Source organism: Pantoea sp. GbtcB22, assembly GCF_019091025.1.
GTDB lineage: Bacteria > Pseudomonadota > Gammaproteobacteria > Enterobacterales > Enterobacteriaceae > Pantoea > Pantoea leporis.
The window spans coordinates 311,881-333,994 of record NZ_JAGXKB010000003.1; the positions used below are offsets into that span (position 1 = coordinate 311,881).

Consider the following 22,114-nt stretch of genomic DNA (forward strand, 5'->3'; position numbering starts at 1 on the left):
TATCGCTTCAGGGCTGCTGTTGATTAATTTCCACAGCCAGTTGCTGATGACCATCCCAGGGTGTGACCGCGCTTAAACCCAACCAGTCGCCAGACTGTGGATTGGCACTGCCATCGCGCGAAATGCGCACCCTGACTTGCACCTGATGCTGTGCCGAAAGCAGGCGATCGGGCATCATGGCATTGCTGTCATCGAGCGTGAGCGATAACGGGAAGTGGCTCAGCGGTAAACGCTTCACAGCCACAGGCACCGGTGAAACACCGTCAGACACAGAAATATACAACACTCCGCCTTGCGGTAACATTTTTTCTGCCTGCGGCGTCAAACTCACCGTCAATGCCAGGCTGCTATTTTGCTGTCCCGCGTCAGTTTTCGCTTGTTCAATGCTGCGCTCGATCATGGTGATGCGACGATCGCCTGCCGGTAACAGTTTCAACATCACCTGCCATGCACCAATCGCCTCATTGTACTGCTGCTGCTCAAAGGCATTAAACGCCAGCAGACTCAGCGTGCGCACATCGCTGTGATCGCGTTTAAGCAGCGCTTTCAGCAACACGTTGGCCTGACGGTTATCCTGCGGATCGCTGGAGCGCGTCAGCACTTCGGCATAATCCTGCTGCAGTTCGATATTGTCTGGCGCCAGCTGTAGCGCATGTTCAAATGCCTGGCTGGCATCGGTGGCATTATTCAGCACCATCCCTAAGCGGCCCAACATTGCCCAATCGTTGAGGTTCGTTGCGTCGTGCTGCAGCGAGCTGCGCAGACCCAGCTGCAGACGCGCCAACTCTTCCATGGTCAGCGGCTGAGCTTTAGGATCCATCACGCGCGCACGTAACGCAGGATACTCCTGCTGTACGCTGACAAACGCGGTTTGCTGCGTAAGTCCGCCGGTTTTCAGATACATGCCAACCGACACCACCAGCAGCACAATCACGCCCGGCAGCAACACCCAGCGGCTGCTGCGATGAATGGTCGCGGCATCCTGCTGCGGCACATCAGTTAATAGTGTTTGTTGCAGTTCGCGCACCATGTCCGGGCGCTCAGCCACCACGCCCTCTTCTTCATCACGCTCCAGCTCGCGCAGGCGTTGCTGATAGAAATCGGTGTTGAGACGGTCGCGATCGCCACTGCTGGCCTCGCGCTGGCGCCAGCCGGCACGCAGAAACAGCGCAATAGCCGCCAGCAGTAAGATAATCAGGGTAATCCAGAATCCAGTCATTACGGCTTCCCGTCACGCTTGAGTAACGCCGCAAGGCGCTGTTGTTCACTGTCGTCGAGTTCGCTACGCGCTTTGCCGCGACGATTACGCAGAATAATGATCAGCGCGCCCAGCACCACAAACAGCGCTGGCCCCACCCACAAAATCAGCGTGGAAGGCGTTACCGGCGGCTCATACGTCACGAAATTACCGTAACGCGCCACCATGTAATCAATGATCTGCTGGCGGCTTTCGCCCTGCTTCATTAACTCGTAGACTTTGAGACGCATATCCGACGCGATCATCGCATTGGAATCGGCAATGCTGTTGTTCTGGCATTTCGGGCAACGCAGCGATGCGGTGAGATCGCGGTATTGTTCTTCCTGCTGCACCGAATCGAACTGATAAGTATCAATCGCCGCCCATAGGCTGGTGCTGAGCAGAATGCCCGCTAACAATAGAAGCAGCCGTTTCATACGCCCGCCTCCTTGTTGTATTTGTCCCACAGCGGTTTCACTTCTTCGAGCCAGACGCGATCGTTCATGTCGCCTGCGTGGCGATAACGAATGATCCCTTTGCCGTCGATCAGGAAGGTTTCCGGTGCGCCGTAAACGCCGAGATCGAGACCGAGCATCCCGTTGCCGTCATACAGGCTGAGCGCATAAGGATTACCCAGCGTGTTCAGCCAGGTCACCGCTTTGGTGCGATCGTCTTTATAGTTGAGGCCAACCACGCGAATGCCTTTTTCCGCCAGCGTGTTGAGGTATTGATGCTCCGCGCGGCAGGTTGGGCACCAGGTTGCCCAGACGTTGAGCAGAATCGGTTTGCCGTCGGTCAGCACCTGCTGATCGTAGATTTTGCCGGGTTGATCGAGCGCTTCCAGTTTGAATACGGGTACCGGTTTGCCGATCAACGCTGATTCGAGACGCGTTGGATCATCGCCGTTGGCGTTGCGCGACAGCTGCCACAGCAGCGCCGCGGCCAGCAGCAAAAACAGAACTAACGGGATAAACAGGATTTTTTTGTTCATGCCAGCTCCTCGCGCTGCTCTTTTTTGCGTGAGCGATAGCGCGGATCGAACAGGCAGAACAAGCCGCCCACCGCCATAAACACGCCGCCGTACCAGATCCAGCGCACAAACGGTTTGTAGTAAATCCGCACCGCCCACGAACCGTCATCCAGCTCTTCGCCCAGCGCCGCATACAGATCGCGGGTGAAACCGCCGCTGATCGCCGCTTCGGTCATCATGGTGCGCGCGGCTGCATAGAAGCGTTTTTCCGCCTGCATCACCGCCTCCAGCTTGCCGTTGCGCGTCACTTCAATCACCGCCACGCCGCCGCTGTAGTTCGGCCCTTGCAGGTTGCGCACGCCGTGGAAGGTAAAGTGATAATTGTGGATATCAACGGTATCACCCGCCTTCATGCGCACATCACGCTCAACGCTGTATTGGGTGCTAAAGGCGATACCAACCACGGTCACCGCCACGCCTAAATGCCCCAGCACCATGCCCCAATGGCTGCGCGACAGATGTCGTAAACCTTTGAAGAAAGAGTGGCGATGGGTGGCGCGCTCGTGCAGTTCCATCAACGTCAGCATGATCACCCAGATCGACATCAGCAGGCCGATAACCGTCATCGCCTCAATGCGATCCTGCAGCAGCCACGGCAGGGCGATCGACAGAATCAGCGTCACTAACAGGCCCACGCCAAGGCGTTTCCACAGTTTCTGTGGTTGGTCACGACGCCAGCGCACCAGCGGACCGATACCGAGCATCAGCGCGAACGGTGCCATCAGCCAGGTAAACATGGTGTTGAAGAACGGCTCGCCCACCGAGATGCTGCCGAGACCAAGCTGTTTATGCACCAGCGGCAGCAGCGTACCGAGTAATACCACCAGCATCGCGGCGATCAGCAGCACGTTGTTACCCAGCAGGAAGGATTCGCGTGACCAGGCTTCGCTCTGTACGCGGCTGCGCACCTGACCACCTTTCAGCGCGTACAGCAGCAGCGAGCTGCCAATCACAATCACCAGGAAAGCGAGGATAAACATGCCGCGCGCCGGATCGGAGGCGAAAGAGTGCACGGAAACCAGCACGCCGGAGCGCACGAGGAAAGTGCCAAGCAGGCTTAGCGAGAACGCGGTGATCGCCAGTAACACCGTCCACGACTTGAAGCTGCCGCGCTTTTCCGTCACCGCCAGCGAGTGCATCAGCGCTGTTCCGGCCAGCCACGGCATAAAGGAGGCGTTTTCGACCGGGTCCCAGAACCACCAGCCGCCCCAGCCGAGTTCGTAATAAGCCCACGCCGAACCGAGGACGATACCGATGGTCAGGAAGACCCACGCGGCGGTGGTCCACGGACGTGACCAGCGCGCCCATGCGGTATCCAGACGTCCGGCCATCAGCGAGGCAATGGCAAACGCAAAGGCCACCGAGAAGCCGACATAACCCATGTACAGCAGCGGCGGATGGAAGATCAGCCCGATATCCTGCAGCATTGGGTTGAGGTCGCGGCCGTCAATCGGGAAGTTTGGCAAGGTGCGGGTAAATGGATTCGAGGTGAGAATGATAAACAGCAGGAAGCCGAGATTAATCATGCCCATCACCGCCAGCACGCGCGCCAGCGCATCCTGCGGCATTCCACGGCTGAAGATCGCCACCGCCAGCGTCCAGGTGCTGAGCAGCAGCACCCACAACAGCAGTGAACCTTCGTGCGCACCCCAGGTTGCCGCGATGCGATAATAGACCGGCAGCAAGGTGTTGGAGTTGGTGGCGACATAGCCAACGGTAAAGTCATTCACCACAAAGGCGTGCACCAACACCACAAAAGAGGCGGCGACACAGATAAACATGCCCCAGGTCAACGGGCGCGCCATGGCCATCAAACGCGCATCCTGCCGCGCAGCGCCCCACAACGGATAGACGCTCAACAGAAGCGCTAAAGCCAGCGCCAGACACAGCAGAAAGCTACCAATTTCCGGCATCATGATTGCGCACCCGACTGCTGATAAGCTGCCGCAGGTCCTGTGTGATTCTTCTTCATGGCATCTTCAATTTCGGGAGGCGTATATTTTTCATCGTGTTTCGCCAGCACTTCTTTGGCGTTCACCAGATTGCCCTCTTCCAGCACGCCTTGCGCTACCACGCCTTGCCCTTCACGGAACAGGTCCGGCAGAATGCCTTCATAGGTCACACTGACCACGCCGTTGGCGTCATACAGTTTGAAAGAGACGGCGAGGGTTTTCGGATCGCGCTTTACGCTGCCCGGCATCACCATGCCGCCAATGCGCAAGCGCTGGCCCGGCTCAGGCTTCTGATGATCTTCACCTTTGCCGTTGATAATTTCACTCGGGGTATAAAAAAGGTCGATGTTGGAACGCAGCGCGTACATCACCAGCGCGGTCGCCAGGCCAAGCCCGATCAACACCGCGATCGCCACATAGAGGCGATTACGACGACGGATATTCACACGGATTCTCCCGCTGCTCCACTGGCAGCTTTTTTCGATTTAGCCGCGCGAATGCGGCGATCCCTGGACTGACGCTGGCGAATTTCCGCCAGCAAACGGCGGCGGAACAGTATGGTGTGCAGCACCAGACCGAATAACGGGATCAACGTAAGGATAACGGCGAGCCAGACGTAAAAGGCATAGCCGCCCATGGCGAAGAAATCGCTCCACGATGCAAAGGCTGGCGTCATGATTTGCTTCCTCCCTGCGCCACATCAATCGCCCACGGACGATGACGCTCGGTGAATAGAATCAAATTGCGCAGGCGCATTAAAGTCAGCGCACCAAACACCAGCAGGTAACCGAGAATGGACCAGCGCAGCGGTGTGCGCATGCTCGGATCGATGGCCTGCTGCAGAATGCCTGATGAGCCCTGATGCAGCGTGTTCCACCATTGCACCGAGAAGTGAATGATCGGCAGATTAACCACGCCAACCAGAATCAAAATGCCGGCGGCGCGCCCGGCGGTGCGGCGGTCTTCAAAGGAGTGATACAGCGCGATAACGCCCATATAAAGGAACAGCAGCACCAGCTCAGATGTCAGGCGTGCATCCCAGATCCACCAGGTTCCCCACATCGGTTTACCCCAGGCGGAGCCGGTAATCAGCGCGATAAAGGTGAACACCGCGCCAATCGGCGCCATCGCCGCCGAGACCAGATCGGCCATCTTCATCTGCCACACCAGGCCGATAAACGCCGCGATTGCCATTGACGCGTACACGCCCATCGACCACATCGCTGCAGGCACGTGAATGTACATAATCCGGAAGCTGTTGCCCTGCTGATAATCCGCCGGTGCAAAGCCGAATCCCCAGACCCAGCCGAGTAACAGCGTGCCAACACCCAGCACCGCGAACCACGGAATCAAGCGACCGCATAGCTGGTAAAGCCGCTCAGGCTTTGCCCACTGGTGTAACCATTTCCACATTTTGCATAGCTCACAATAAAGAGAATTCAGGTTTCGACCGCTCTGGGGCGGCACGAATTAATGCAGACTGATACGCAAGGCCGCTGCCGTCGCGAACGGCGACAGCGTTGCGCTTACCGCCAGCATCGCGCCAAGAATCGCCAGATAACCCCTGATCGGCAATCCCATTCCGGCGGCATCAATCGCCGCGCTGGCAAATATCAAAACCGGTATCGACAACGGCAATACCAGCAAACTCAGTAATACGCCGCCGCGCCGCAACCCAACGGTTAATCCGGTCCCAATCGCGCCGAGAAAACTCAGCGTTGGCGTGCCAAGTAATAACGTCAATGCCATCGCGCGCCAGCCGGCAAAATCCAGCGACAGCAACAATGCCGCCAGCGGCGACAATAAAATCAGCGGTAGCCCGGTAATCAGCCAGTGCGCAATCACTTTGCCCAGCACCGTGATCGGCAGCGGCGTCGGCAACAGAAGTAGTTGCTCAAGCGAACCATCAAGAAAATCGTCACGAAACAGCCGTTCCAACGCCAGCAATGAGGCCAGTAACGCGGCAACCCACGCCACGCCCGGCGCAATCCGCGCCAGCTGCTGTGGCTCCGGTCCGATACCTAACGGAAACAGCGTGATAACAATCAGGAAAAACCACAGCGGATTGATCACTTCCCCGCCGCTACGAAAAGCGATTTTTAATTCACGCTGAATGACCCGGCCTAACATCAAGCCCACTCCGAAGTAAGACGAATTTTACGCACGCGCGCGCTGTGATCGGGCAGATCCTGATGCGTGGTCAGAATCACCGCTCCGCCGTTATCGGCATGGCTGACGAATCGCGCCATTAATTTTTCCACACCGCCTTTATCGATGGCGGTTAAGGGTTCATCGAGGATCCACACCGACGCCGGACTGAGCCATAAGCGTGCTAATGCCACGCGCCGCTGCTGTCCGGCGGAGAGTTGTGCCACCGGCACCTCTTCAAAGCCCAGCAGTTCGACCTGCTCAAGCGCGGCAAAAATCGCGTCTTCTTTGCTGCTACCGTGCCAGAAATGCAGGTTCTCTAGCGGTGAGAGTACCGATTTCACGCCGGGATGATGGCCAAGATAGAGCAGATTTTGTTGCCATACTTCGCGCTGTTGACGAAGGGGCTGTGACTGCCACGTTACGTCGCCCTCTTCCGCCCGGCTTAATCCGGCCAGCAGGCGCAACAGCGAAGTTTTCCCGGCTCCGTTTGGCCCTTCAATTTGCACAATGTCACCCGGTTGCACGCGGAAGCTCAACCCATGAAACAAGGTTCGCTCATCACGAACGCATGAGAGATTAATGACTTCGAGCATAGAAAGGAGAATCGCGGCAATGAATGAGGCGGGGATAATACCACATTGAATCTGTGGGCCGAAGTCTGTGAGCTGGCTCCCACTTACCCCAAATGGGGTATTCGTGCGCCCCAGATCAACAAATTGCTCAAAAATCCAACTCAGTTAAAATTTCGTTACTCTTAATTTGAATCTTCGTAACAAATCGACCTTGCAAAAACCAGCTACGCTTATGACGCAATGGTATTATCACCTGAGGAAAACATGAAACAATCACCATCGATTTCAAACAGTGACAACGATGTAGAGAGTGATGAGAAGGAGCAAGGTAAGGAGATCGAAGTCGATGAAGATGCCCTGCCCTCGCAGGCTGCGGCGATTCATGAAGAGATACGCCAGGATGGGGAAAAAGAGCTCGAACGTGACGGCATGGCGCTGCTCTGGTCCGCGGTTGCGGCGGGACTGTCAATGAGCGCTTCGCTGATGGCGAAAGGCATTTTTCAGGTCCATCTTAAAGGCGTGCCGGGCGCATTTTTACTGGAAAATTTGGGTTATACCTTTGGCTTTGTCATCGTGATTATGGCGCGCCAGCAACTGTTTACCGAGAATACCGTTACCGCCGTTTTGCCGGTGATGCACAAACCGACCGGCAGCAACTTTGCGCTGCTGTTACGGCTCTGGTGCGTGGTGCTGCTCGGCAATCTGATTGGCACCGCATTGGGGGCGCTGGCCTTTAATCATATGCCAATATTCGACGATGCGACGCGTCAGGCCTTTACCGCCATCAGTGAAAAAGTGATGGTGAACTCACCAAGCGAAATGTTCGCTAATGCGGTGATATCAGGCTGGATTATCGCCACCATGGTATGGATGTTCCCGTATGCGGGTGGCGCAAAGATTGTAGTGATTGTGATGATGACCTGGCTGGTGGCGTTAGGTGATTTAGCGCATATCGTGGTCGGTTCGGTTGAGGTGCTATATCTGGTGTTTGCGGGCACGCTGCCGTGGTACGAATTCTTCTGGCCATTTGCCTTGCCTACGCTGCTTGGCAACATCACGGGCGGTACGCTGATATTTGCGTTGATCAGCCATGCGCAGATTCGTAACGATATGAGTGAAGCGGCGAAAGCCAAAGCGCGTGCGGAACAGAAGCGGAAAGAGAAGCAAAAACAGGCGTAAGCCTGGTCTTAAATTGCTGATAGATTGAGCAAACAACCGCTGCATAGTTAAAATCAGGTTCGCGGTGCGCTATACTGCGCGCCCGGCGTCTCCTTAGTTAAATGGATATAACGAGCCCCTCCTAAGGGCTAGTTGCAGGTTCGATTCCTGCAGGGGACACCATATAGCAGTTCGCACCCATCCTTCTCCGTTCGCTAAAACCCCATTGCACCAAGTACTCACCCAAATTACCGTTCGCAATCGTTCGCCATAGTTCGTTGACAGCCAGACTATTGGCTGGGTAAATTCTGGGTAAATCAATTTTACCCACCCGGATTTTACCCAATGCTCACGATCAAGCAGATTGACGCTGCAAAACCCAAAGAGAAGCCTTACAGGGTTGCAGATGGAAACGGACTATTCCTCTATGTGCCGGCATCAGGAAAGAAGGTCTGGCAGGTGCGCTACCAGTTCGAAGGAAAAGAGAAGGTGCACACGATCGGGAAGTATCCTGAGATTGGTCCGGCGGATGCCCGAAGCATGGCATTTGAGCTGAAGCGCGATTTGGCTATTGGCCTTAATCCGGCCGTTAAGAAAAAACAGAAGGGAAAGCAACCGGACTCGTTTGGTTCAATTTTCGAGGAGTGGTACAAGCATAAGAAGCAGGTTTGGTCTGAAAAGTACGCCAGTGAACTCAGGCGCATGTTTGATGACGACATCCTTCCTTATATTGGCAAGCTGCAGATGGATGACATCGAGCCGATGGCTCTGCTGAAGGTGTTGCGCAGGTTTGAGGAACGGGGCGCGATGGAGCGAGCCAACAAAGCGCGGCGCCGCTGCGGTGAAGTGTTTCGCTATGCAGTCGTCACCGGACGTTGCAAATACAATCCGGCGCCAGACCTTGCTGATGCAATGAAAGGCTATCGCAAACAGAACTATCCGTTCCTGCCGGCCGACCATATACCAGCGTTTAACGCAGCGCTAGCCACTTATTCAGGAAGCGTCATTTCCCGCGTTGCTACCCAAATCCTTCAGTACACCGCCCTGCGCACTAAAGAGATGCGTAGCATGCAATGGACAGACGTCGATTTCGAAAACGACCTGATTACGATCGCCGCGGATGTGATGAAAAATCGCAAGCAGCACGTTGTGCCGATGTCACGTCAGGTAAAGGCGCTGCTGAAGTTCCTGCACCCAATCACCTCCACCTCGGCATTCGTATTCCCCGGTCGCAATGACAAATCAAAATCAATCAGTGACGCGGCCGTGCTGCTGGTAATTCGCCAGATCGGCTATGAGGGGCTTGCCAGTGGGCATGGTTTCCGGCACCAATTCAGCACGATTTTGAACGAGCACGGCTGGCCGCATGATGCGATAGAGCGCCAGCTGGCTCACGTCGATCGCAATAACATCCGAGGCATCTATAACCACGCGCAGTACCTTGAAAAACGCAGGGAGATGATGCAGTGGTGGGCGGATTATCTGGAAGGAAATGGGGCGTAATGCCCCCTCAGATCGTCGGCCTGTCATCCTCATGCATGGTCGTGATTTCGTGCGTTACCACTCCAACCACCGCAATATCTTCCAGCAGGTCATCCATCAGGAATGCGCCATCGTCGGTAATGAGTCGGCGCGGCTGAATCATTATCATCGCCCACTCATACATGCCTGAGATATCGATCAGCACAGTGTCACCGTTTACCGGGTAACGCTGCTTGTCGATTATGCACCTGCGGCCATTCAGCTCCACCATGCTGGAAGTATCACGTGTAGACAAGATGTGCTGCAGCGGCTGAAGAAGAAATGTCACTTCGCCACTGGCAGGTCCGACAGTCTGGTGGTGTATGCCGGCGACAACATTTCTCGCTTCATCTCCCAGGATTTCTGGATACCCTGTCCTGCAAACCATAATTTCCCCTTCCCGCTCTGGTTGAGACCATCAACGACACGCATCAGCGATTCGCTATTGGCCTGTGGTTTGAATTCGTCAAAGAGATTGAGCTGAGACACGCCCTGACTGTAAAAGTCGCCCAGCATGACGCCTGCCTTCATATAACGACACCCGTCGCGCCATATGTGGTCGAGGCCTTGCATAGCAACCCGGATGATGTCGCGTGTGTCATTGGACGGCGTTAGCAACCTGCCCATAGCCTGATTGCCGTAGAACACCTCGCCTTCAGCGTGCGGGCTGGTGCGGACGAACACGGCCACCTGTCGGCAATACTGGCGCTCACGCCTAAGCTTCTCGGCAGCGCGTTCTGCGTATGAGCAAACCGCCTGGCGCATATCCATATACTCGGTGATGCGTGTACCGAACGATCGGGAGCAAACAATCTGCTGCTTCGTCGGCGCGAACTCTTCCAGCTCAAGGCATGGCTCGCCGCGCAACTCGCGCACCGTTCTCTCCAGCACCACGTTGAAGTGCTTGCGGATGATGTAGGTGCTCTGCTCTGACAGGTCTTTGGCGGTGATGATGCCCATCGCGTTCAGCTTCTTGCTGATGCGTCGGCCTACGCCCCACACTTCCTCTACCGGCACCAGAGCCATCAGCTTTCTCTGGCGATCGACATTAGACAGGTCAACGACGCCACCGGTCTGCTTCCACTTTTTGGCAGCATAGTTTGCGAGCTTAGCCAGAGTTTTGGTTTGCGCGATACCGACGCCCACGGTCAGGTGTGTGTCGCGCTTGATCCGTTCACGAATTTCCCGCCCGAAATCTTCCAGAACTCGACAATTTCTCAAACCTGTCAGGTCCAGGAAGGCTTCATCGATTGAGTAAACCTCCACGGATGGCACCATTTGCTCCAGCGTTGTCATCACGCGACTACTAAAGTCTGCGTACAGCGGGTAGTTGGAGCTAAACACGGTAATCTTGTGTCGGCGAATTTCATCCTTCAATTTGAAGTAAGGCGCTCCCATCGGGATTTTCAGCTCTTTCACTTCGGCGTTGCGGGCAATTACGCAGCCATCGTTATTGCTCAGAACCAGCACCGGTTTTCCACGAAGATCGGGGCGAAAGACCGTCTCACATCCGCAATAGAAATTATTAACATCCACCAGGGCGAACATTACCGGCTCATCGATTTTATCGAATGCTTAACCACCCCGAAAATTTCAAACTGATCCGGGTCGGTAACGGGAATAATGGCGTGTGCCGTGTTCATCGGCTTCAGGTGAAGGAAAGGCTTGGTCATCAGCAGCTTTACGGTGAACTCACCGGATATAGCAGCGACAATAATGTCGCCATGCTCGGCTTTGATTGAGCTATCTACAACCAACATATCACCGTCGCTTATCCCGCCATCAATCATTGAGTCGCCGCTTACCCTGATGAAATAGGTTGAGCTTGGATGGCTGACAAGCAGGCTGTTCAAATCAATGCGTTGTTCGACGTAGTCCTGGGCCGGGGACGGGAAGCCACACGGCACACGTTCGATAAATAATGGCAACTCTAATATGGCGCGGATTTCCGCTGGCTTGTAAAACTTCATGGCTGTTATCTCAATCGATGATCATCCGGAATTAAATTGCTTATGTTCAGGTGTGATTGGATTTCATCCATTTGGATTGAATACCTGAAACACGCGCTCATCACCTTCCGATGTTGAGATATCCCGGAATACTGACTTGTGAGCCTCGATCCAGTTATTCGCTTGCCGTGGCGTGTAATGCCAGTTCAGGCGCTCAAGTTCACTGACAAAGTCGAGTGTGCTTACGGTGTAGCGGCCAGCAGCATCGCGTTTGATTGCGAATCTGAAGGCGTCTTTGATTTCGTAGTCGCGGGGCATGGTCATCTCCCTCCCTGATAGATACTGTATATAAATACAGTAATATCGATCGGTGGAATTGATCAAGTCGCTGCGCTTGAGGAATTTGTAAAGCCATTGGTGGGTAAAGAAATTTAGTTTTTTAACTGATGTAGTTTTGACTTAAGCGATTAGAAATCTACGCTTAATTAGCAACATATCGTTGCCTTAACGGGGAAAGGAAATGATGAAGAGCTTCTTAGGTGGGATGATCATAATTACAAGTTTGATGACATTAGCAGGTTGCCAGCATGAAAGCCCTGCTGTAGGCCCGGATGGCAGACCGCACGCGCCAAGTGGTGAGTCCGTGCCAGGCGGTCCATTAGGTAAAGGACCGGTTGGTCAGCCTCAGGCATGATTGAAGGTCAGCGGGCACCTTTTAGTGCTTGCTGACTCCAAAGAGATACATCGCTAACTCAGCTACACAACTCCCGTCCTCATCTTCAAACATCTCTGCCATGTAACCAACCAGAGATTCATTGGTGATCGGGATTCCCTCATCAAGCATGTTAATCACCGCTTGGCCCATGACGTTCCGCACGGCATCCATCGCAAGGTCGCAAACTTCAATGTCCATGCATCCTCCTGTTGTAGAGTTTTCACGGTACGCCTGCAGCAAGGTAATCACATGAGAAACGGCTCAAATGGTCTAACCTCAAGTTACACCCGCAGCCTGCTCAGATCGGCGCGGTATACCTCTGCCCCGTCGCCGGGGCTTTTTTATGCCTATTTGGCGCTATGGTTGCACTCTCTTTCATTCTGTATAAGATCTGGCAACTCTTAACGAAATTAAATCATTATGCTGAAACTATTTTCACGTTATCTGAGTGTTGGTGTGTTAAACACGGCCATTCACTGGGGCGTATTCTTCATCATCCTCTATTCCTTCGATGCAGATCAGTCTTTGGCTAACTTTGGCGCGTTCTGCTTTGCCGTCACCTTCTCCTTCTTTGCCAATGCGAGATGGACTTTCAACTCCGAAGCAACCGCTCTCCGCTACATGCTCTATGTAATCTTTATGGGCGCCGTAGCATCATCTGTAGGCTGGGCAGCAGATAAGTGCGCTATGCCACCGATAGTAACGCTGGTTGTTTTTTCAGCTATCAGCCTTGTCTGCGGCTTCATTTATTCAAAATACATCGTTTTCAGGGGGGCAAAATGAAGATATCTCTCGTGGTGCCGGTCTTCAATGAAGAGGAAGCAGTACCTGTTTTCTATCAGGCTGTTCGGCGAGACCTATCGAAGTACGAAGTTGAAATCGTCTTCATAAATGACGGGAGTAAGGATGGAACCGAAGGAATTATTAATGCCCTGGCTGTTTCTGACCAGGAAGTAAAAGCACTGTCATTCACTCGCAACTTCGGCAAGGAGCCTGCCCTCTTTGCAGGGCTTGAACACGCTACCGGCGATGCAGTTATACCAATTGATGTTGATCTTCAGGATCCAATATCTGTTATCCCTAGAATGATTGAGCTATGGGAAGCCGGTGCTGATGTTGTTCTGGCAAAGAGAACTGACAGAAGCACTGATGGGCATCTCAAGCGCAAGTCTGCGGAATGGTTTTACCGCCTGCACAACATGATTAGCTCACCAAATATAGAAGAGAATGTCGGTGATTTCAGACTGATGTCGCGCGAAACGGTCGATCACATAAAATTGCTGCCAGAGCGGAACCTTTTCATGAAAGGCGTGCTGTCATGGGTAGGTGGACGCGTTGAAGTCGTCGAGTACACAAGGGCCGAGCGCGTTGCTGGGGTTTCAAAGTTCAACGGCTGGAAGTTGTGGAATCTTGCTCTTGAAGGCATCACCTCTTTCTCAACCTTCCCACTCAGGATATGGACGTATTTAGGCCTGCTTGTAGCTGGCCTTTCATTCATTTACGCGGCCTTCATGATTGCAGATACTCTTATATTTGGGAACCCTGTGCGCGGGTATCCATCTATGATGGCATCAATACTATTCCTTGGGGGGGTCCAGCTAATAGGCATAGGTGCCCTAGGGGAATATATCGGAAGGATATATATTGAGTCGAAGGCAAGGCCAAGATATATAGTAAAAAAACAACCAAGAAAAAATAAATAACATTAAATGGAGTTTGCTGTGATTAATAATAAAGCCAAAAATCTTGAGTATCTTATACCATTACTGCTTGGATTTGTTTTTTTTGTATTCATATTTGGCACAAAACCTCTTAATGTTTTTGACATTTCGTGGATCGGCGGAACTGATGCCATGCAAAACTACCTTGGGTGGCAATTCTTTAGGCAGTCCCCTTGGTCTTTTCCTATTATTGGCTCGTCACCTAATTTTGGCATGGAGATTGGAAGTTCTATTGTTTATTCAGATTCCAACCCTTTGCTTGCCGTAATATTTAAGATTGCTTCACCTATATTGCCGAAAGATTTCCAATATTTTGGTGTATGGCTGTTACTATGCTGTGCATTCCAAAGCTTATTGATATGGAAAATTATATCCAAATTCACCAACAATATTATAATTAAATTCTTATCAACAACACTTCTAATGTTCAACCCTGCATGGATAAACAGAGTTGGTCATATTAACCTTGTAGCTCACTTCTTAATACTAGCTGCGATTTACTTGGTTATTTCCGGGTTAGACAAAGCTCAGAAAACGAAATGGTTAGCTTTGATTTTGGTGTCATTTTCCATTCACTTTTATATAGCCTTAATTGTATCTGCCATTTGGGGGTGCGGAATCTTATCAAGAATAATTCTAAGAAAACAAAAGGTATTTGATATCTTCTTAGAATTCACAATCATAATAGCAGCATCTATTGGCTTGATGTATATCCTTGGATATTTCACCGTAACAGATGTTTCTAAATCTGGGCAGTATGGTACCTTTGGAAACAACACTCTTTCCCCAATAATGCCTAGCGGATGGTCGTATCTTATGAGTGGCCTTTCATTGCCAGCATCAGGATTTGAATCATTTAATTTCTGGGGCGTGGGTGCAATATTAATGGCCTTATTGGCAGGGATTGTTTGGCTTAAAAAACCCCAACTACCCTTCGGAAAGGATAAAACAATAACTTTCCTACTTGCATGTGTATTTTTCTCTATTTTATACACCACGAATGTGATCGGCGTTGGAACATTCAGTTATCGGATAGACCTTCCTTATCAGGTACTGGATGCTTTATCTATCGTGCGTGCTTCTGGTAGATTTTTCTGGCCAGTGACTTACATTATACTAATAACTTCAATAACAATTCTTTCTTCAAATGTAAAACCAAAATATTTATATATGATCTTGTCATTTTGCGCATTTATTCAAATAATTGACACAAGCAAGGGGTACAACAGTAATTCTTTTTATTTTTTCAAAAGACAAATAACAGATAGTGAGTTGACAAATAAATTCTGGTCAGAAGACTTAAAGCGTTATGACGCGATAAGATATGTTCCTTTCCAAAACCACATTAGCCCTTGGTATGAATTATCCAAGGTCGCTGAGAATGCTAAGATTAGAACAGATGCAGTATACCTAGCTCGGTTTAGTGGTAAAATTGTAAATAACTTGAATTACAAAGTTGTCTCAGAGCTTGTTTTTGGAGATTACAAAAACAATGAAGTCTACGTAATAAGGGATGACTTGGTGGATTATGTCTCACTTAAAGGCGGAGACTCGATATATAAAATTGATGGGCTTAACGTCTTGGCTCACGGTTTTAATGGATGCGATGGATGCTCACCTGTTAAGCAAATGCCTGACCGCAATATATATATATTTAAAAGCAACTGGCTAGAGAAGCAAGTGTTCGGGCAATGGAACGATGGCGAGAGAACTCTGATTCTGATTAAGAATAGCGAGCCAAATAATAAGTTAAACATCTCTTATAACTTATTTACTCCAGAGCAGGCGAAACAACAACGCTTGATATTCAAAGTTAATGGCGTGCTATTGAAAGAATTGGTGGCTGATGGTAACGGTGAAATCAACTTAAACTGGACTAATAAAAACAATAGTAACATTTCAACATTAACAATTGAGACGCCTGATGCTATCGAGCCAAGAAAAGTAGGATTAAATACAGATAGCAGATTGATAAGCCTAAGCATTCAATCAATAAATTTTGAGTAAATTCTGAAGATTCATTTACTCTCTATATAAACAAGCCCCTTGATAAGCAAGGGGCTTAACTTATGGTGCTTCAGGCCAATCAATATCATCTGACGTATTTGGATCTATTCGATTTAATGCTACGAGATATTGCTGCCACGTTTTCAAAGATGATGTTTCTTCATCAGTCGCATTACCTATATCAACCGCAGCCTGTAGAGGTGCCATCATTCTGATAGTTTGTGATATTAAACCCGCCTTAATATCAATATTCATCTGTAGTTTTTGAGCACGCTGCTGCTCAATTTCTTCATCAGTCATAGGAGGGGCTGTAAATACACCATCTGCATATGTGTAACCAGCGCCCACAGCTGTGCCATCTTCTACGGGTACGCCGTAAGCCCCCTCTCCGTTGACCTGCTCGAAGTCAAAACCCTTTGTGTCAGAGTTATCTTCGAAGTAGGCAACATTGAGTACTGACCCATTCAAAACAATTGCAACGTTCATTAAGCGAATTCCTCAACAATAAAGATACCCAAGGTTGCAAGGCCGCCTAGCGCTGCGCTTGAGCTAATTGATGCCGAAGCGCCGCCACCTCCCGCGCCGTAGCCACCTGCAGGACCACCAGGTACCGATCCGGAGGCAGTCCTGACATAACCGATCCCACCACATCCAAGCTGACCAGAGCCGCCAACACCACTTGAACAGAAGTTTGATAGCAGCTTTCCGTTCCATCCGGACTGACCTTTACTGATAATGCTAAAAGCTGCTCCTGATACCGTTGGAGTCGAACCATCACCGCCACCGGCTTCATAATAAGCCACAGATGAGGGTTGCAGCGAATAGAGCCCACCTTTAGCTCCTGGGATCGAAATTAGAGAGCCAAAGCTACACGCGTTGGCATCAGTGCCGGAAGTGCTCGTAGCCGACTGAGCAGCACCGATGGTTACAGTAATAGGTCCACTAAATCCTGATGTAAAGATTGCCTCTACGAATCCGCCAGCGCCGCCGCCGCCGCAAGCGGCAGCTTGAGATGAACTTGTAGCTGCAGTACCTGCACCATTTGCACCATTTCCCACACCTCGAACACGAATCAGTTTTGTATCAGTGCGGGGCGTAAAGGTGCCCGAGGAAGTGAAGATAGTGGTATTAAGTAAGCGCCCTACTGCCTGTCCAAGCTGAAGTGCATGGTTTGATTGTGTTGCTGCAGCCACTGGCAGTGCCCCGCCACTATTCCCACACATCACCCACGCCGTTAGCGTGCTGCTCCATTCAACTTCTATCAGCCCATTTGCGACAATTTCACCACCCTGCAATGCCTGGTGTGCATGCGAATAGAGCGGATAAGCTGAACCTCCATTTGCGGAGAAAGTGCTGGCTCCGGAATTGGCAACCTTAGCTTTAAAGGTGAAGCGCATCCCATCCGTCAGAGTAGGAATGGATGGCACAAACTGAGCCGCATACGCATTAGCTGCTCCTGTGTCCGCTGCATAGCTCATAGTGTTTTGCTGGATTGCTGCAACCAAGCCGCCTACCGGCAGGAAAGGAGCGTTTGGCGCTACAGACATATTCGCAGCGGTAACGGTGGTTGCTCCCTGAGCAACAGTGATAACCCATGCTGCCGTGAATCCGGTGTCGACAGATGGAGTGGTCTGTGTGCCGGTAGTAGCTGCAACTCCAGCCTTGAGCGCCACTGTACAGACACCAGAGCGAACTGTGTTTTGCGCGGCACCTGAATTGTTCGGACCGCTGTATGCCACGGATGGATTTGCGGCGTTATAGTAAGGCAGCACGGTAGCGCCTGAATCAGTATCCGAGTAGGCCACCTGAATCAGGTAGTTGATGCTCTGCCCCGCTGTCGTCGGCGCGGTCAGCGTAAAAGCGGTGGACGATAAAACAATTCCCTGCTTCAGGATCGTATTTGTGGTGTCAGCCGCCAGTGATGAATAAGCAGTGCTGTCGACGTTCTGCACGCTGTAGATTTCGCCGCGGGCAATGTTAATTACCATAGATGCCGGACTTGATGGCGTACAAGTCAATCCACGCAAATAGGTTGTTGTACCCATCATGGCGGCCGCCAGTTTAGCCAGGCCAACCATGGCGTATTTGTTTGTGTTCAGTAGGTCTGTTTCGAGCGGAATTGAGCCCGGATAAATGATTTGACGATCCATTTATGTTTCCCAATAAAAAAGCCACCCTATTGAGGTGGCCTGGAGAGGACGGTGAATTGATGTGTGTTTACTGCTGTCGAACCCAGACGATAGTGCCTTCCATTTTCACTGCCGCTATGGCTTCGTAGACCTGTGCATCAGTAATACTTCCGGTAATCATGCTCTGCGATGCGTATTCTCCACGTGATGCGATGCTGTAACCAGATGGTGTGGATGAGTAGCCTGCAATAAATGGAATACCAGCGCCGCTTGGTCGGTAAGCAGTGACGAAAGCTTGGTATGGCAACTTAAGTGAGCCATATCCGCCCGCCACGCCATAGCCAATCATTGGCCCTCCATATGCGCCCGTATCAAGTGGGCGCTGCGGCTCGAAGATATGCGGTGTTTTCCCTGTCAAATCTTCCAGAACATCAATAATTGCCTGTCTCGTTCCGCGTTCACGAAATAGACTGATTTTCATCTGCTGCCGGAACAATTCATCCGATTGCCCTGCTGCACGCTGCAAGTTTTTGCCAAAGAAGTCATATGCAGTCAGATCCAACCATCCATCGGTTGCCGTTCCGATCCTCGTCTGTAATTTCGCATAAACATAAAGGGAATAGCACCAGGTTAACGCCTGTGCGCAGGCAGTTAAGACGCCATCAAGAAATGGGCTGTTGGAATCAAACCAGGTTGGCGGCAGTAGCGCTTTAAGTCGATTCAAAATATCGTTCTGATCGCCTGTCGCCATTTAGCTCACCGAAATTGTGCCGGCGCGGATGACCTGCTTGCCTGAAGCAGCAAGGTCAGATGTGCCGCCGTTGAGGGTTACTGAAGACACATTGGTAACAAGAGAGCTTGCACCGTATGCGATATTGGACAGCTTCGAGTAAGGCAGCAGTTGCCCCAATGACAAACTGGCAATGTATTGCTGAATCGCGGCCTGAACCATTCCAACAATCGTCACGTGGTCGCCTGATGAATCAGTAGTTATTACCATCACGACATTTGCAGGCACAACGGTTGGTGGGAACACGCCGAAGGTGATTGTGAAACCGCGCACAGCATCAACAGCGGCGTAAGCCTGTTCAATGAACGTGCTCGATGGCGTGCCGCTTCCATCATCGACAACCGCATAGAAATAACCCGGCTGAGACGTGCCGTTATATGCGAAATTTTCAGTCAGGGTATAAGTGACGCCCTTTTGCATGCTGGATAATGCGTAACCAATCGCCGCTTTCGTGGCTTTTGAGAGCGAAGCAATCCACAGCACAAATCTGGCGCGGAACGCGTCGTCAGTTTCAGCATCTTCACCGTTCGTGAATGTTGTAGTGTTAGTTACCGTGTCTACATACTGGAGTGAACCGGCAATCACTGTGATCGTACCTGCCTGCGCATTTCCTCCAGCACCTGCAATGTTGGCTTGCACCGGCACTGTAAGCGAGCTAACACCGGCCGCAATCACATACCCCAACTGCGTTGCGTCATAGGCTGCGTTGGTGGTGTCAGCGACGACCGCATATGCCTGCGTGCCATCTGTAGTGGTCACGCCGGAACCAACCGGGATCAGCGCCTGATTTGTTGCGGTAAACCGGCTGAACGTAACCATACCGGTTGCCTGTACCGCAGATAGCCGCGTAAAGCTGAAATCCGCCATCCAGCTATCAAGGTCTTCACCTGAACAGGTAGCAGCGCGAGTGGTTACCAGCAGATTCACTATAAGTTGCTGAAGCCAAGTTGCTACGCCTGCATTTGATTCTGCCAGAGCGCGCAAGATACTGCCGATCGCCAGGTCAACAAGGCCAGCCGCCCGCCCCTGCATTGCCGTGACCTGGTCACTTACCAGAGTGGCGAATGATTTAATGTTTAATGATGCCACGCGATTACCTCGTTACGTCAAAGCTGAGTGTTTCAGGGGTGTTTGATGTTGAATCGGTGTATTTGATATTCACGCTAACGCCGCCTTCTACCAGCGAAAGGGAAACCGTTGGAGCTGGGTTAGATGCAACAGTGTCTTCAAGTAACATCTGCCCGGATATAAGCGCTTTCCATTCGTTGAGATTGACGCTTTGACCTACTTTATTTCCAAGCCCGGCACCATATTCAGGATGGAAAACATAGTCTCCGGGGTTAGTCATCAGGCGGCGCAATATGCGCTGCTTACCGCGTTCTGTACTGGATACCGGGCGCAGGTCTCCCGCAGGCGAGGTGCTTAGTTCACCGCCAACATAGTGATAGATGTCGTACATGATTCACCGCTATGAGAGTTGTTGGTTTGGCTTGTTGGTTGTGCCGCCGCCATCGCCGTTTTCTGGATGGTTGTGCCCGTTGTAAGTGGTTCGAACTTTTTGCACGGTGCCGTAAATGCCGTTGTTGTCGCTGATGTCCTTCACAACGACGAGGTTGTTGTCCATCGTCACATCGCCACCGGTAAAGTGGTGCGCCGGAGCGTCATACGTGATTTTGGTAGCGGAACTCAGCAGGACTTCGCCGCTGTTTAGAAATTTCAGAAGCGATCCACTTTTATGGATGAGCCAGAACTCACCTGACGGCGGTCCGGGGCTTCGGTCAACATCGTTATAAAATTGCCCCGCTGCCATTCCGGCGCCCATCAGGCCGGAATCAAACTCCACTTCTACCTCGGCACCAATCATTGGCCCTGCCGCCATCCCCCAACCTTTACCAACCCACGGTGAACTTAGCGGTATCCATCCTGTTTCTTCACCTGTAGGTTGCAGCTGCACTTTCACTGCATAGCTGTCCGGGTCGTAGGAAGTGATTATTCCCTGCCGCGCTCCGCTGATCCCTGCGCTAGTTTGTTGTGCTGTAGCTGCCATCGCATTCAGAAATGCTCTCACTGCGTTACCTCCAGCGCTGGGCTATGATTTTTGCCGGACATGCTCATGGTGTAGCCACTTTCCCAGCTCAACGACCGGCGAACACTGTCGCACCAGTAAAGCTGGTCGAACGGGCTTTGCGTTCCCTCGATACGCACCAGTGTTTGCGGAGTTAGCAGGTTGTCGCCAGCAGTCGAACCGCTGAACTTCATTTCGTGCTGAACAACGTTGCGGTAAATGGTTTGTGCCAATGCACTTGCCGATTCTGGCGTCAGTCCATTACGTATTACGCGGTAAACCTGCGTCTTTGCTGTGGCATTGCCGGGCGTAGTGCCTTTGGAGTACTTCGGGTAGGAAGCTATGAATTGTTGATTCTTCCTCTTTGCATTCCAGCTCAACACCTCAACAGTGACACCTTTTGATATCGTTAACGCGCGCGAGAACGACAGGTCATCAGACATATTACACTGTGGAAAAGCGAGAGCGCCGGGAGGTTGCCAGCGAATAACGTAGTTATCCGTTATGGCCGGGTCTTTAATAGGCTCGAAATGAAGATTTTCGCCATCGACATAGACGGAGAAATCTTCAATTCCCGCCAACGTGGTGATCAAGTCCCACTCAGTTTGCTCCCCGGTCAGGTGAGCAGAGTCAATCTGGTAAAATTCCCCGAATCGCTGAGTTGTCGTCGTCACTACCGGCGTCAGTCCGTGGCGTTGCGCCAGCATCGTTGCAATCTGCGAACTGGTGTAGTTTTTAAAGCTTTCCCCGGCAGATTTGGCGTCAATCATCAGTGCCGTAAAGTCGCGACCGTCAGCGGTCACTTCAAACCGTGCCGGATCGTAATGCCAGTTATCGATGTTTCCGGTGATTAGCTTCTTCTCATCGGTTCCTGAGTTGGTGATGATCGAAACAGATAACTCCACCTTAATAGTGGTCTGCGTTGCCCACCAGTTAAGCATTTGCATGTCGGCAGGCATCGCAGAAGGCGCGAGAACAAGATCAAACGTCGATGCGCCACGAAAACCAACATCCTCTACGCTGAACGAGACGAAAGGAACTTCGGTACCATTTAAACGACAACGCCCGCTGATATGGCGGGCGCTGGATTCCACTATTGGGTTATTTACATCCATGG

26 protein-coding genes and 1 tRNA gene are annotated in these 22,114 nt (G+C 51.6%); 6 read left to right on the plus strand and 21 right to left on the minus strand.

Going from position 1 to position 22,114, the window contains the following annotated elements:
- Nucleotides 1-7: 7 nt before the first annotated feature.
- From ccmI to ccmA, 9 genes are read right to left on the minus strand one after another with little or no spacing between them, the layout of a single operon-like run.
- Nucleotides 8-1,219: a c-type cytochrome biogenesis protein CcmI gene (ccmI, locus tag KVT28_RS12805; RefSeq protein ID WP_217548758.1), complete on the minus strand. Its 1,212-nt coding sequence runs from the start codon at nucleotides 1,217-1,219 to the stop codon at nucleotides 8-10.
- Nucleotides 1,219-1,674: a cytochrome c-type biogenesis protein gene (locus KVT28_RS12810; protein ID WP_101763615.1), complete on the minus strand. Its 456-nt coding sequence runs from the start codon at nucleotides 1,672-1,674 to the stop codon at nucleotides 1,219-1,221. Before KVT28_RS12810 ends, ccmI begins: the two co-directional genes overlap by 1 nt.
- Nucleotides 1,671-2,228 (minus strand): DsbE family thiol:disulfide interchange protein, encoded by a 558-nt coding sequence (locus KVT28_RS12815; protein WP_101763614.1) that lies wholly within the window; start codon nucleotides 2,226-2,228, stop codon nucleotides 1,671-1,673. The genes KVT28_RS12810 and KVT28_RS12815 overlap by 4 nt, the downstream gene beginning before the upstream one ends.
- A complete protein-coding gene (locus KVT28_RS12820) occupies nucleotides 2,225-4,183 on the minus strand; it encodes a heme lyase CcmF/NrfE family subunit (protein ID WP_192233233.1) in 1,959 nt (652 codons plus the stop codon). The genes KVT28_RS12815 and KVT28_RS12820 overlap by 4 nt, the downstream gene beginning before the upstream one ends.
- Complete coding sequence (gene ccmE / locus KVT28_RS12825; RefSeq protein ID WP_008101293.1) at nucleotides 4,180-4,665, minus strand: cytochrome c maturation protein CcmE; 486 nt, start codon at nucleotides 4,663-4,665, stop codon at nucleotides 4,180-4,182. Before ccmE ends, KVT28_RS12820 begins: the two co-directional genes overlap by 4 nt.
- A complete protein-coding gene (ccmD, locus tag KVT28_RS12830) occupies nucleotides 4,662-4,895 on the minus strand; it encodes a heme exporter protein CcmD (protein ID WP_217548760.1) in 234 nt (77 codons plus the stop codon). The genes ccmE and ccmD overlap by 4 nt, the downstream gene beginning before the upstream one ends.
- Nucleotides 4,892-5,632 (minus strand): heme ABC transporter permease, encoded by a 741-nt coding sequence (locus tag KVT28_RS12835; protein ID WP_110866541.1) that lies wholly within the window; start codon nucleotides 5,630-5,632, stop codon nucleotides 4,892-4,894. The genes ccmD and KVT28_RS12835 overlap by 4 nt, the downstream gene beginning before the upstream one ends.
- A gap of 57 nt (nucleotides 5,633-5,689) precedes the next feature.
- The gene (gene ccmB, locus KVT28_RS12840; protein ID WP_217548762.1) at nucleotides 5,690-6,349 is read right to left on the minus strand and encodes a heme exporter protein CcmB; all 660 of its coding nucleotides are present in this window, start codon (nucleotides 6,347-6,349) and stop codon (nucleotides 5,690-5,692) included.
- Nucleotides 6,349-6,963, minus strand: coding sequence for a cytochrome c biogenesis heme-transporting ATPase CcmA (ccmA, locus tag KVT28_RS12845; RefSeq protein ID WP_217548764.1), 615 nt, complete (start codon nucleotides 6,961-6,963; stop codon nucleotides 6,349-6,351). The genes ccmB and ccmA overlap by 1 nt, the downstream gene beginning before the upstream one ends.
- A 243-nt stretch (nucleotides 6,964-7,206) precedes the next feature.
- Between ccmA and KVT28_RS12850 the strand changes: the two genes are divergently transcribed.
- The 3 genes from KVT28_RS12850 (at nucleotide 7,207) to KVT28_RS12860 (ending at nucleotide 9,603) form a co-directional block, all read left to right on the plus strand.
- Nucleotides 7,207-8,121 carry a formate/nitrite transporter family protein gene (locus KVT28_RS12850; RefSeq protein ID WP_137386225.1) on the plus strand — a complete coding sequence of 305 codons (915 nt, stop codon included), beginning with the start codon at nucleotides 7,207-7,209 and terminating at the stop codon, nucleotides 8,119-8,121.
- 87 nt (nucleotides 8,122-8,208) lie between these two features.
- Nucleotides 8,209-8,283: transfer RNA gene (locus KVT28_RS12855), tRNA-Arg, on the plus strand.
- Nucleotides 8,284-8,445: 162 nt separating this feature from the next.
- Nucleotides 8,446-9,603 carry a tyrosine-type recombinase/integrase gene (locus KVT28_RS12860; protein WP_217548766.1) on the plus strand — a complete coding sequence of 386 codons (1,158 nt, stop codon included), beginning with the start codon at nucleotides 8,446-8,448 and terminating at the stop codon, nucleotides 9,601-9,603.
- Nucleotides 9,604-9,610: 7 nt separating this feature from the next.
- On the opposite strand, the gene KVT28_RS12865 is transcribed toward KVT28_RS12860, so the two are convergent.
- The 5 genes from KVT28_RS12865 to KVT28_RS12885 form a co-directional block, all read right to left on the minus strand.
- Nucleotides 9,611-9,877, minus strand: a complete 267-nt coding sequence (locus KVT28_RS12865) for a hypothetical protein (protein WP_217548768.1) — start codon at nucleotides 9,875-9,877, stop codon at nucleotides 9,611-9,613.
- 29 nt (nucleotides 9,878-9,906) lie between these two features.
- Nucleotides 9,907-11,169 carry a translesion error-prone DNA polymerase V subunit UmuC gene (umuC, locus tag KVT28_RS12870; RefSeq protein ID WP_217548770.1) on the minus strand — a complete coding sequence of 421 codons (1,263 nt, stop codon included), beginning with the start codon at nucleotides 11,167-11,169 and terminating at the stop codon, nucleotides 9,907-9,909.
- Nucleotides 11,169-11,591: a translesion error-prone DNA polymerase V autoproteolytic subunit gene (umuD, locus tag KVT28_RS12875; protein WP_217548772.1), complete on the minus strand. Its 423-nt coding sequence runs from the start codon at nucleotides 11,589-11,591 to the stop codon at nucleotides 11,169-11,171. The genes umuC and umuD overlap by 1 nt, the downstream gene beginning before the upstream one ends.
- A gap of 63 nt (nucleotides 11,592-11,654) precedes the next feature.
- The gene (locus KVT28_RS12880) at nucleotides 11,655-11,888 is read right to left on the minus strand and encodes a DNA polymerase V (protein WP_192234490.1); all 234 of its coding nucleotides are present in this window, start codon (nucleotides 11,886-11,888) and stop codon (nucleotides 11,655-11,657) included.
- 397 nt (nucleotides 11,889-12,285) lie between these two features.
- A complete protein-coding gene (locus KVT28_RS12885) occupies nucleotides 12,286-12,483 on the minus strand; it encodes a hypothetical protein (protein WP_217548774.1) in 198 nt (65 codons plus the stop codon).
- A gap of 222 nt (nucleotides 12,484-12,705) precedes the next feature.
- On the opposite strand from KVT28_RS12885, the gene KVT28_RS12890 reads away from it, so the two are divergent.
- From KVT28_RS12890 to KVT28_RS12900, 3 genes are read left to right on the plus strand one after another with little or no spacing between them, the layout of a single operon-like run.
- Complete coding sequence (locus KVT28_RS12890) at nucleotides 12,706-13,068, plus strand: GtrA family protein (RefSeq protein ID WP_217548777.1); 363 nt, start codon at nucleotides 12,706-12,708, stop codon at nucleotides 13,066-13,068.
- Complete coding sequence (locus KVT28_RS12895; protein ID WP_217548779.1) at nucleotides 13,065-13,988, plus strand: glycosyltransferase family 2 protein; 924 nt, start codon at nucleotides 13,065-13,067, stop codon at nucleotides 13,986-13,988. The genes KVT28_RS12890 and KVT28_RS12895 overlap by 4 nt, the downstream gene beginning before the upstream one ends.
- An 18-nt stretch (nucleotides 13,989-14,006) precedes the next feature.
- Complete coding sequence (locus KVT28_RS12900) at nucleotides 14,007-16,013, plus strand: DUF6311 domain-containing protein (protein WP_217548781.1); 2,007 nt, start codon at nucleotides 14,007-14,009, stop codon at nucleotides 16,011-16,013.
- Between the two features lie 60 nt (nucleotides 16,014-16,073).
- Here KVT28_RS12900 and KVT28_RS12905 read toward each other — a convergent pair whose 3' ends face one another.
- The 7 genes from KVT28_RS12905 to KVT28_RS12935 all read right to left on the minus strand — a co-directional run bounded on the left by KVT28_RS12905 (nucleotide 16,074) and on the right by KVT28_RS12935 (nucleotide 22,112).
- Entirely contained in the window at nucleotides 16,074-16,499 is a 426-nt protein-coding gene (locus tag KVT28_RS12905) for a tail fiber assembly protein (protein WP_217548783.1), read from the minus strand.
- Nucleotides 16,499-18,163, minus strand: a complete 1,665-nt coding sequence (locus KVT28_RS12910) for a phage tail protein (protein ID WP_217548785.1) — start codon at nucleotides 18,161-18,163, stop codon at nucleotides 16,499-16,501. The genes KVT28_RS12905 and KVT28_RS12910 overlap by 1 nt, the downstream gene beginning before the upstream one ends.
- Nucleotides 18,164-18,230: 67 nt before the next feature.
- Nucleotides 18,231-18,893, minus strand: coding sequence for a hypothetical protein (locus KVT28_RS12915; protein ID WP_217548787.1), 663 nt, complete (start codon nucleotides 18,891-18,893; stop codon nucleotides 18,231-18,233).
- Nucleotides 18,894-20,021 (minus strand): baseplate J/gp47 family protein, encoded by a 1,128-nt coding sequence (locus tag KVT28_RS12920; RefSeq protein ID WP_368734927.1) that lies wholly within the window; start codon nucleotides 20,019-20,021, stop codon nucleotides 18,894-18,896.
- A 4-nt stretch (nucleotides 20,022-20,025) separates the two neighbouring features.
- Complete coding sequence (locus tag KVT28_RS12925; protein ID WP_217548789.1) at nucleotides 20,026-20,391, minus strand: phage tail protein; 366 nt, start codon at nucleotides 20,389-20,391, stop codon at nucleotides 20,026-20,028.
- A 9-nt stretch (nucleotides 20,392-20,400) separates the two neighbouring features.
- The gene (locus tag KVT28_RS12930; RefSeq protein ID WP_217548791.1) at nucleotides 20,401-21,000 is read right to left on the minus strand and encodes a phage baseplate assembly protein V; all 600 of its coding nucleotides are present in this window, start codon (nucleotides 20,998-21,000) and stop codon (nucleotides 20,401-20,403) included.
- Entirely contained in the window at nucleotides 20,997-22,112 is a 1,116-nt protein-coding gene (locus KVT28_RS12935; RefSeq protein ID WP_217548793.1) for a type IV secretion protein Rhs, read from the minus strand. Before KVT28_RS12935 ends, KVT28_RS12930 begins: the two co-directional genes overlap by 4 nt.
- Nucleotides 22,113-22,114 lie beyond the last annotated feature (2 nt).

Bases quoted from the DNA above. Each gene is read 5' to 3' on its own strand.
- ccmI (WP_217548758.1), bottom strand. From the start codon at position 1,219: ATGACTGGATTCTGGATTACCCTGATTATCTTACTGCTGGCGGCTATT.
- KVT28_RS12895 (WP_217548779.1), top strand. From the start codon at position 13,065: ATGAAGATATCTCTCGTGGTGCCGGTCTTCAATGAAGAGGAAGCAGTA.
- KVT28_RS12860 (WP_217548766.1), top strand. From the start codon at position 8,446: ATGCTCACGATCAAGCAGATTGACGCTGCAAAACCCAAAGAGAAGCCT.
- ccmD (WP_217548760.1), bottom strand. From the start codon at position 4,895: ATGACGCCAGCCTTTGCATCGTGGAGCGATTTCTTCGCCATGGGCGGC.
- umuC (WP_217548770.1), bottom strand. From the start codon at position 11,169: ATGTTCGCCCTGGTGGATGTTAATAATTTCTATTGCGGATGTGAGACG.
- umuD (WP_217548772.1), bottom strand. From the start codon at position 11,591: ATGAAGTTTTACAAGCCAGCGGAAATCCGCGCCATATTAGAGTTGCCA.
- KVT28_RS12910 (WP_217548785.1), bottom strand. From the start codon at position 18,163: ATGGATCGTCAAATCATTTATCCGGGCTCAATTCCGCTCGAAACAGAC.
- KVT28_RS12890 (WP_217548777.1), top strand. From the start codon at position 12,706: ATGCTGAAACTATTTTCACGTTATCTGAGTGTTGGTGTGTTAAACACG.
- ccmA (WP_217548764.1), bottom strand. From the start codon at position 6,963: ATGCTCGAAGTCATTAATCTCTCATGCGTTCGTGATGAGCGAACCTTG.
- KVT28_RS12905 (WP_217548783.1), bottom strand. From the start codon at position 16,499: ATGAACGTTGCAATTGTTTTGAATGGGTCAGTACTCAATGTTGCCTAC.
- KVT28_RS12925 (WP_217548789.1), bottom strand. From the start codon at position 20,391: ATGTACGACATCTATCACTATGTTGGCGGTGAACTAAGCACCTCGCCT.
- KVT28_RS12880 (WP_192234490.1), bottom strand. From the start codon at position 11,888: ATGCCCCGCGACTACGAAATCAAAGACGCCTTCAGATTCGCAATCAAA.
- KVT28_RS12820 (WP_192233233.1), bottom strand. From the start codon at position 4,183: ATGATGCCGGAAATTGGTAGCTTTCTGCTGTGTCTGGCGCTGGCTTTA.
- KVT28_RS12810 (WP_101763615.1), bottom strand. From the start codon at position 1,674: ATGAAACGGCTGCTTCTATTGTTAGCGGGCATTCTGCTCAGCACCAGC.
- KVT28_RS12815 (WP_101763614.1), bottom strand. From the start codon at position 2,228: ATGAACAAAAAAATCCTGTTTATCCCGTTAGTTCTGTTTTTGCTGCTG.
- KVT28_RS12835 (WP_110866541.1), bottom strand. From the start codon at position 5,632: ATGTGGAAATGGTTACACCAGTGGGCAAAGCCTGAGCGGCTTTACCAG.
- KVT28_RS12850 (WP_137386225.1), top strand. From the start codon at position 7,207: ATGAAACAATCACCATCGATTTCAAACAGTGACAACGATGTAGAGAGT.
- KVT28_RS12915 (WP_217548787.1), bottom strand. From the start codon at position 18,893: ATGGCGACAGGCGATCAGAACGATATTTTGAATCGACTTAAAGCGCTA.
- KVT28_RS12935 (WP_217548793.1), bottom strand. From the start codon at position 22,112: ATGGATGTAAATAACCCAATAGTGGAATCCAGCGCCCGCCATATCAGC.
- KVT28_RS12885 (WP_217548774.1), bottom strand. From the start codon at position 12,483: ATGGACATTGAAGTTTGCGACCTTGCGATGGATGCCGTGCGGAACGTC.
- ccmB (WP_217548762.1), bottom strand. From the start codon at position 6,349: ATGTTAGGCCGGGTCATTCAGCGTGAATTAAAAATCGCTTTTCGTAGC.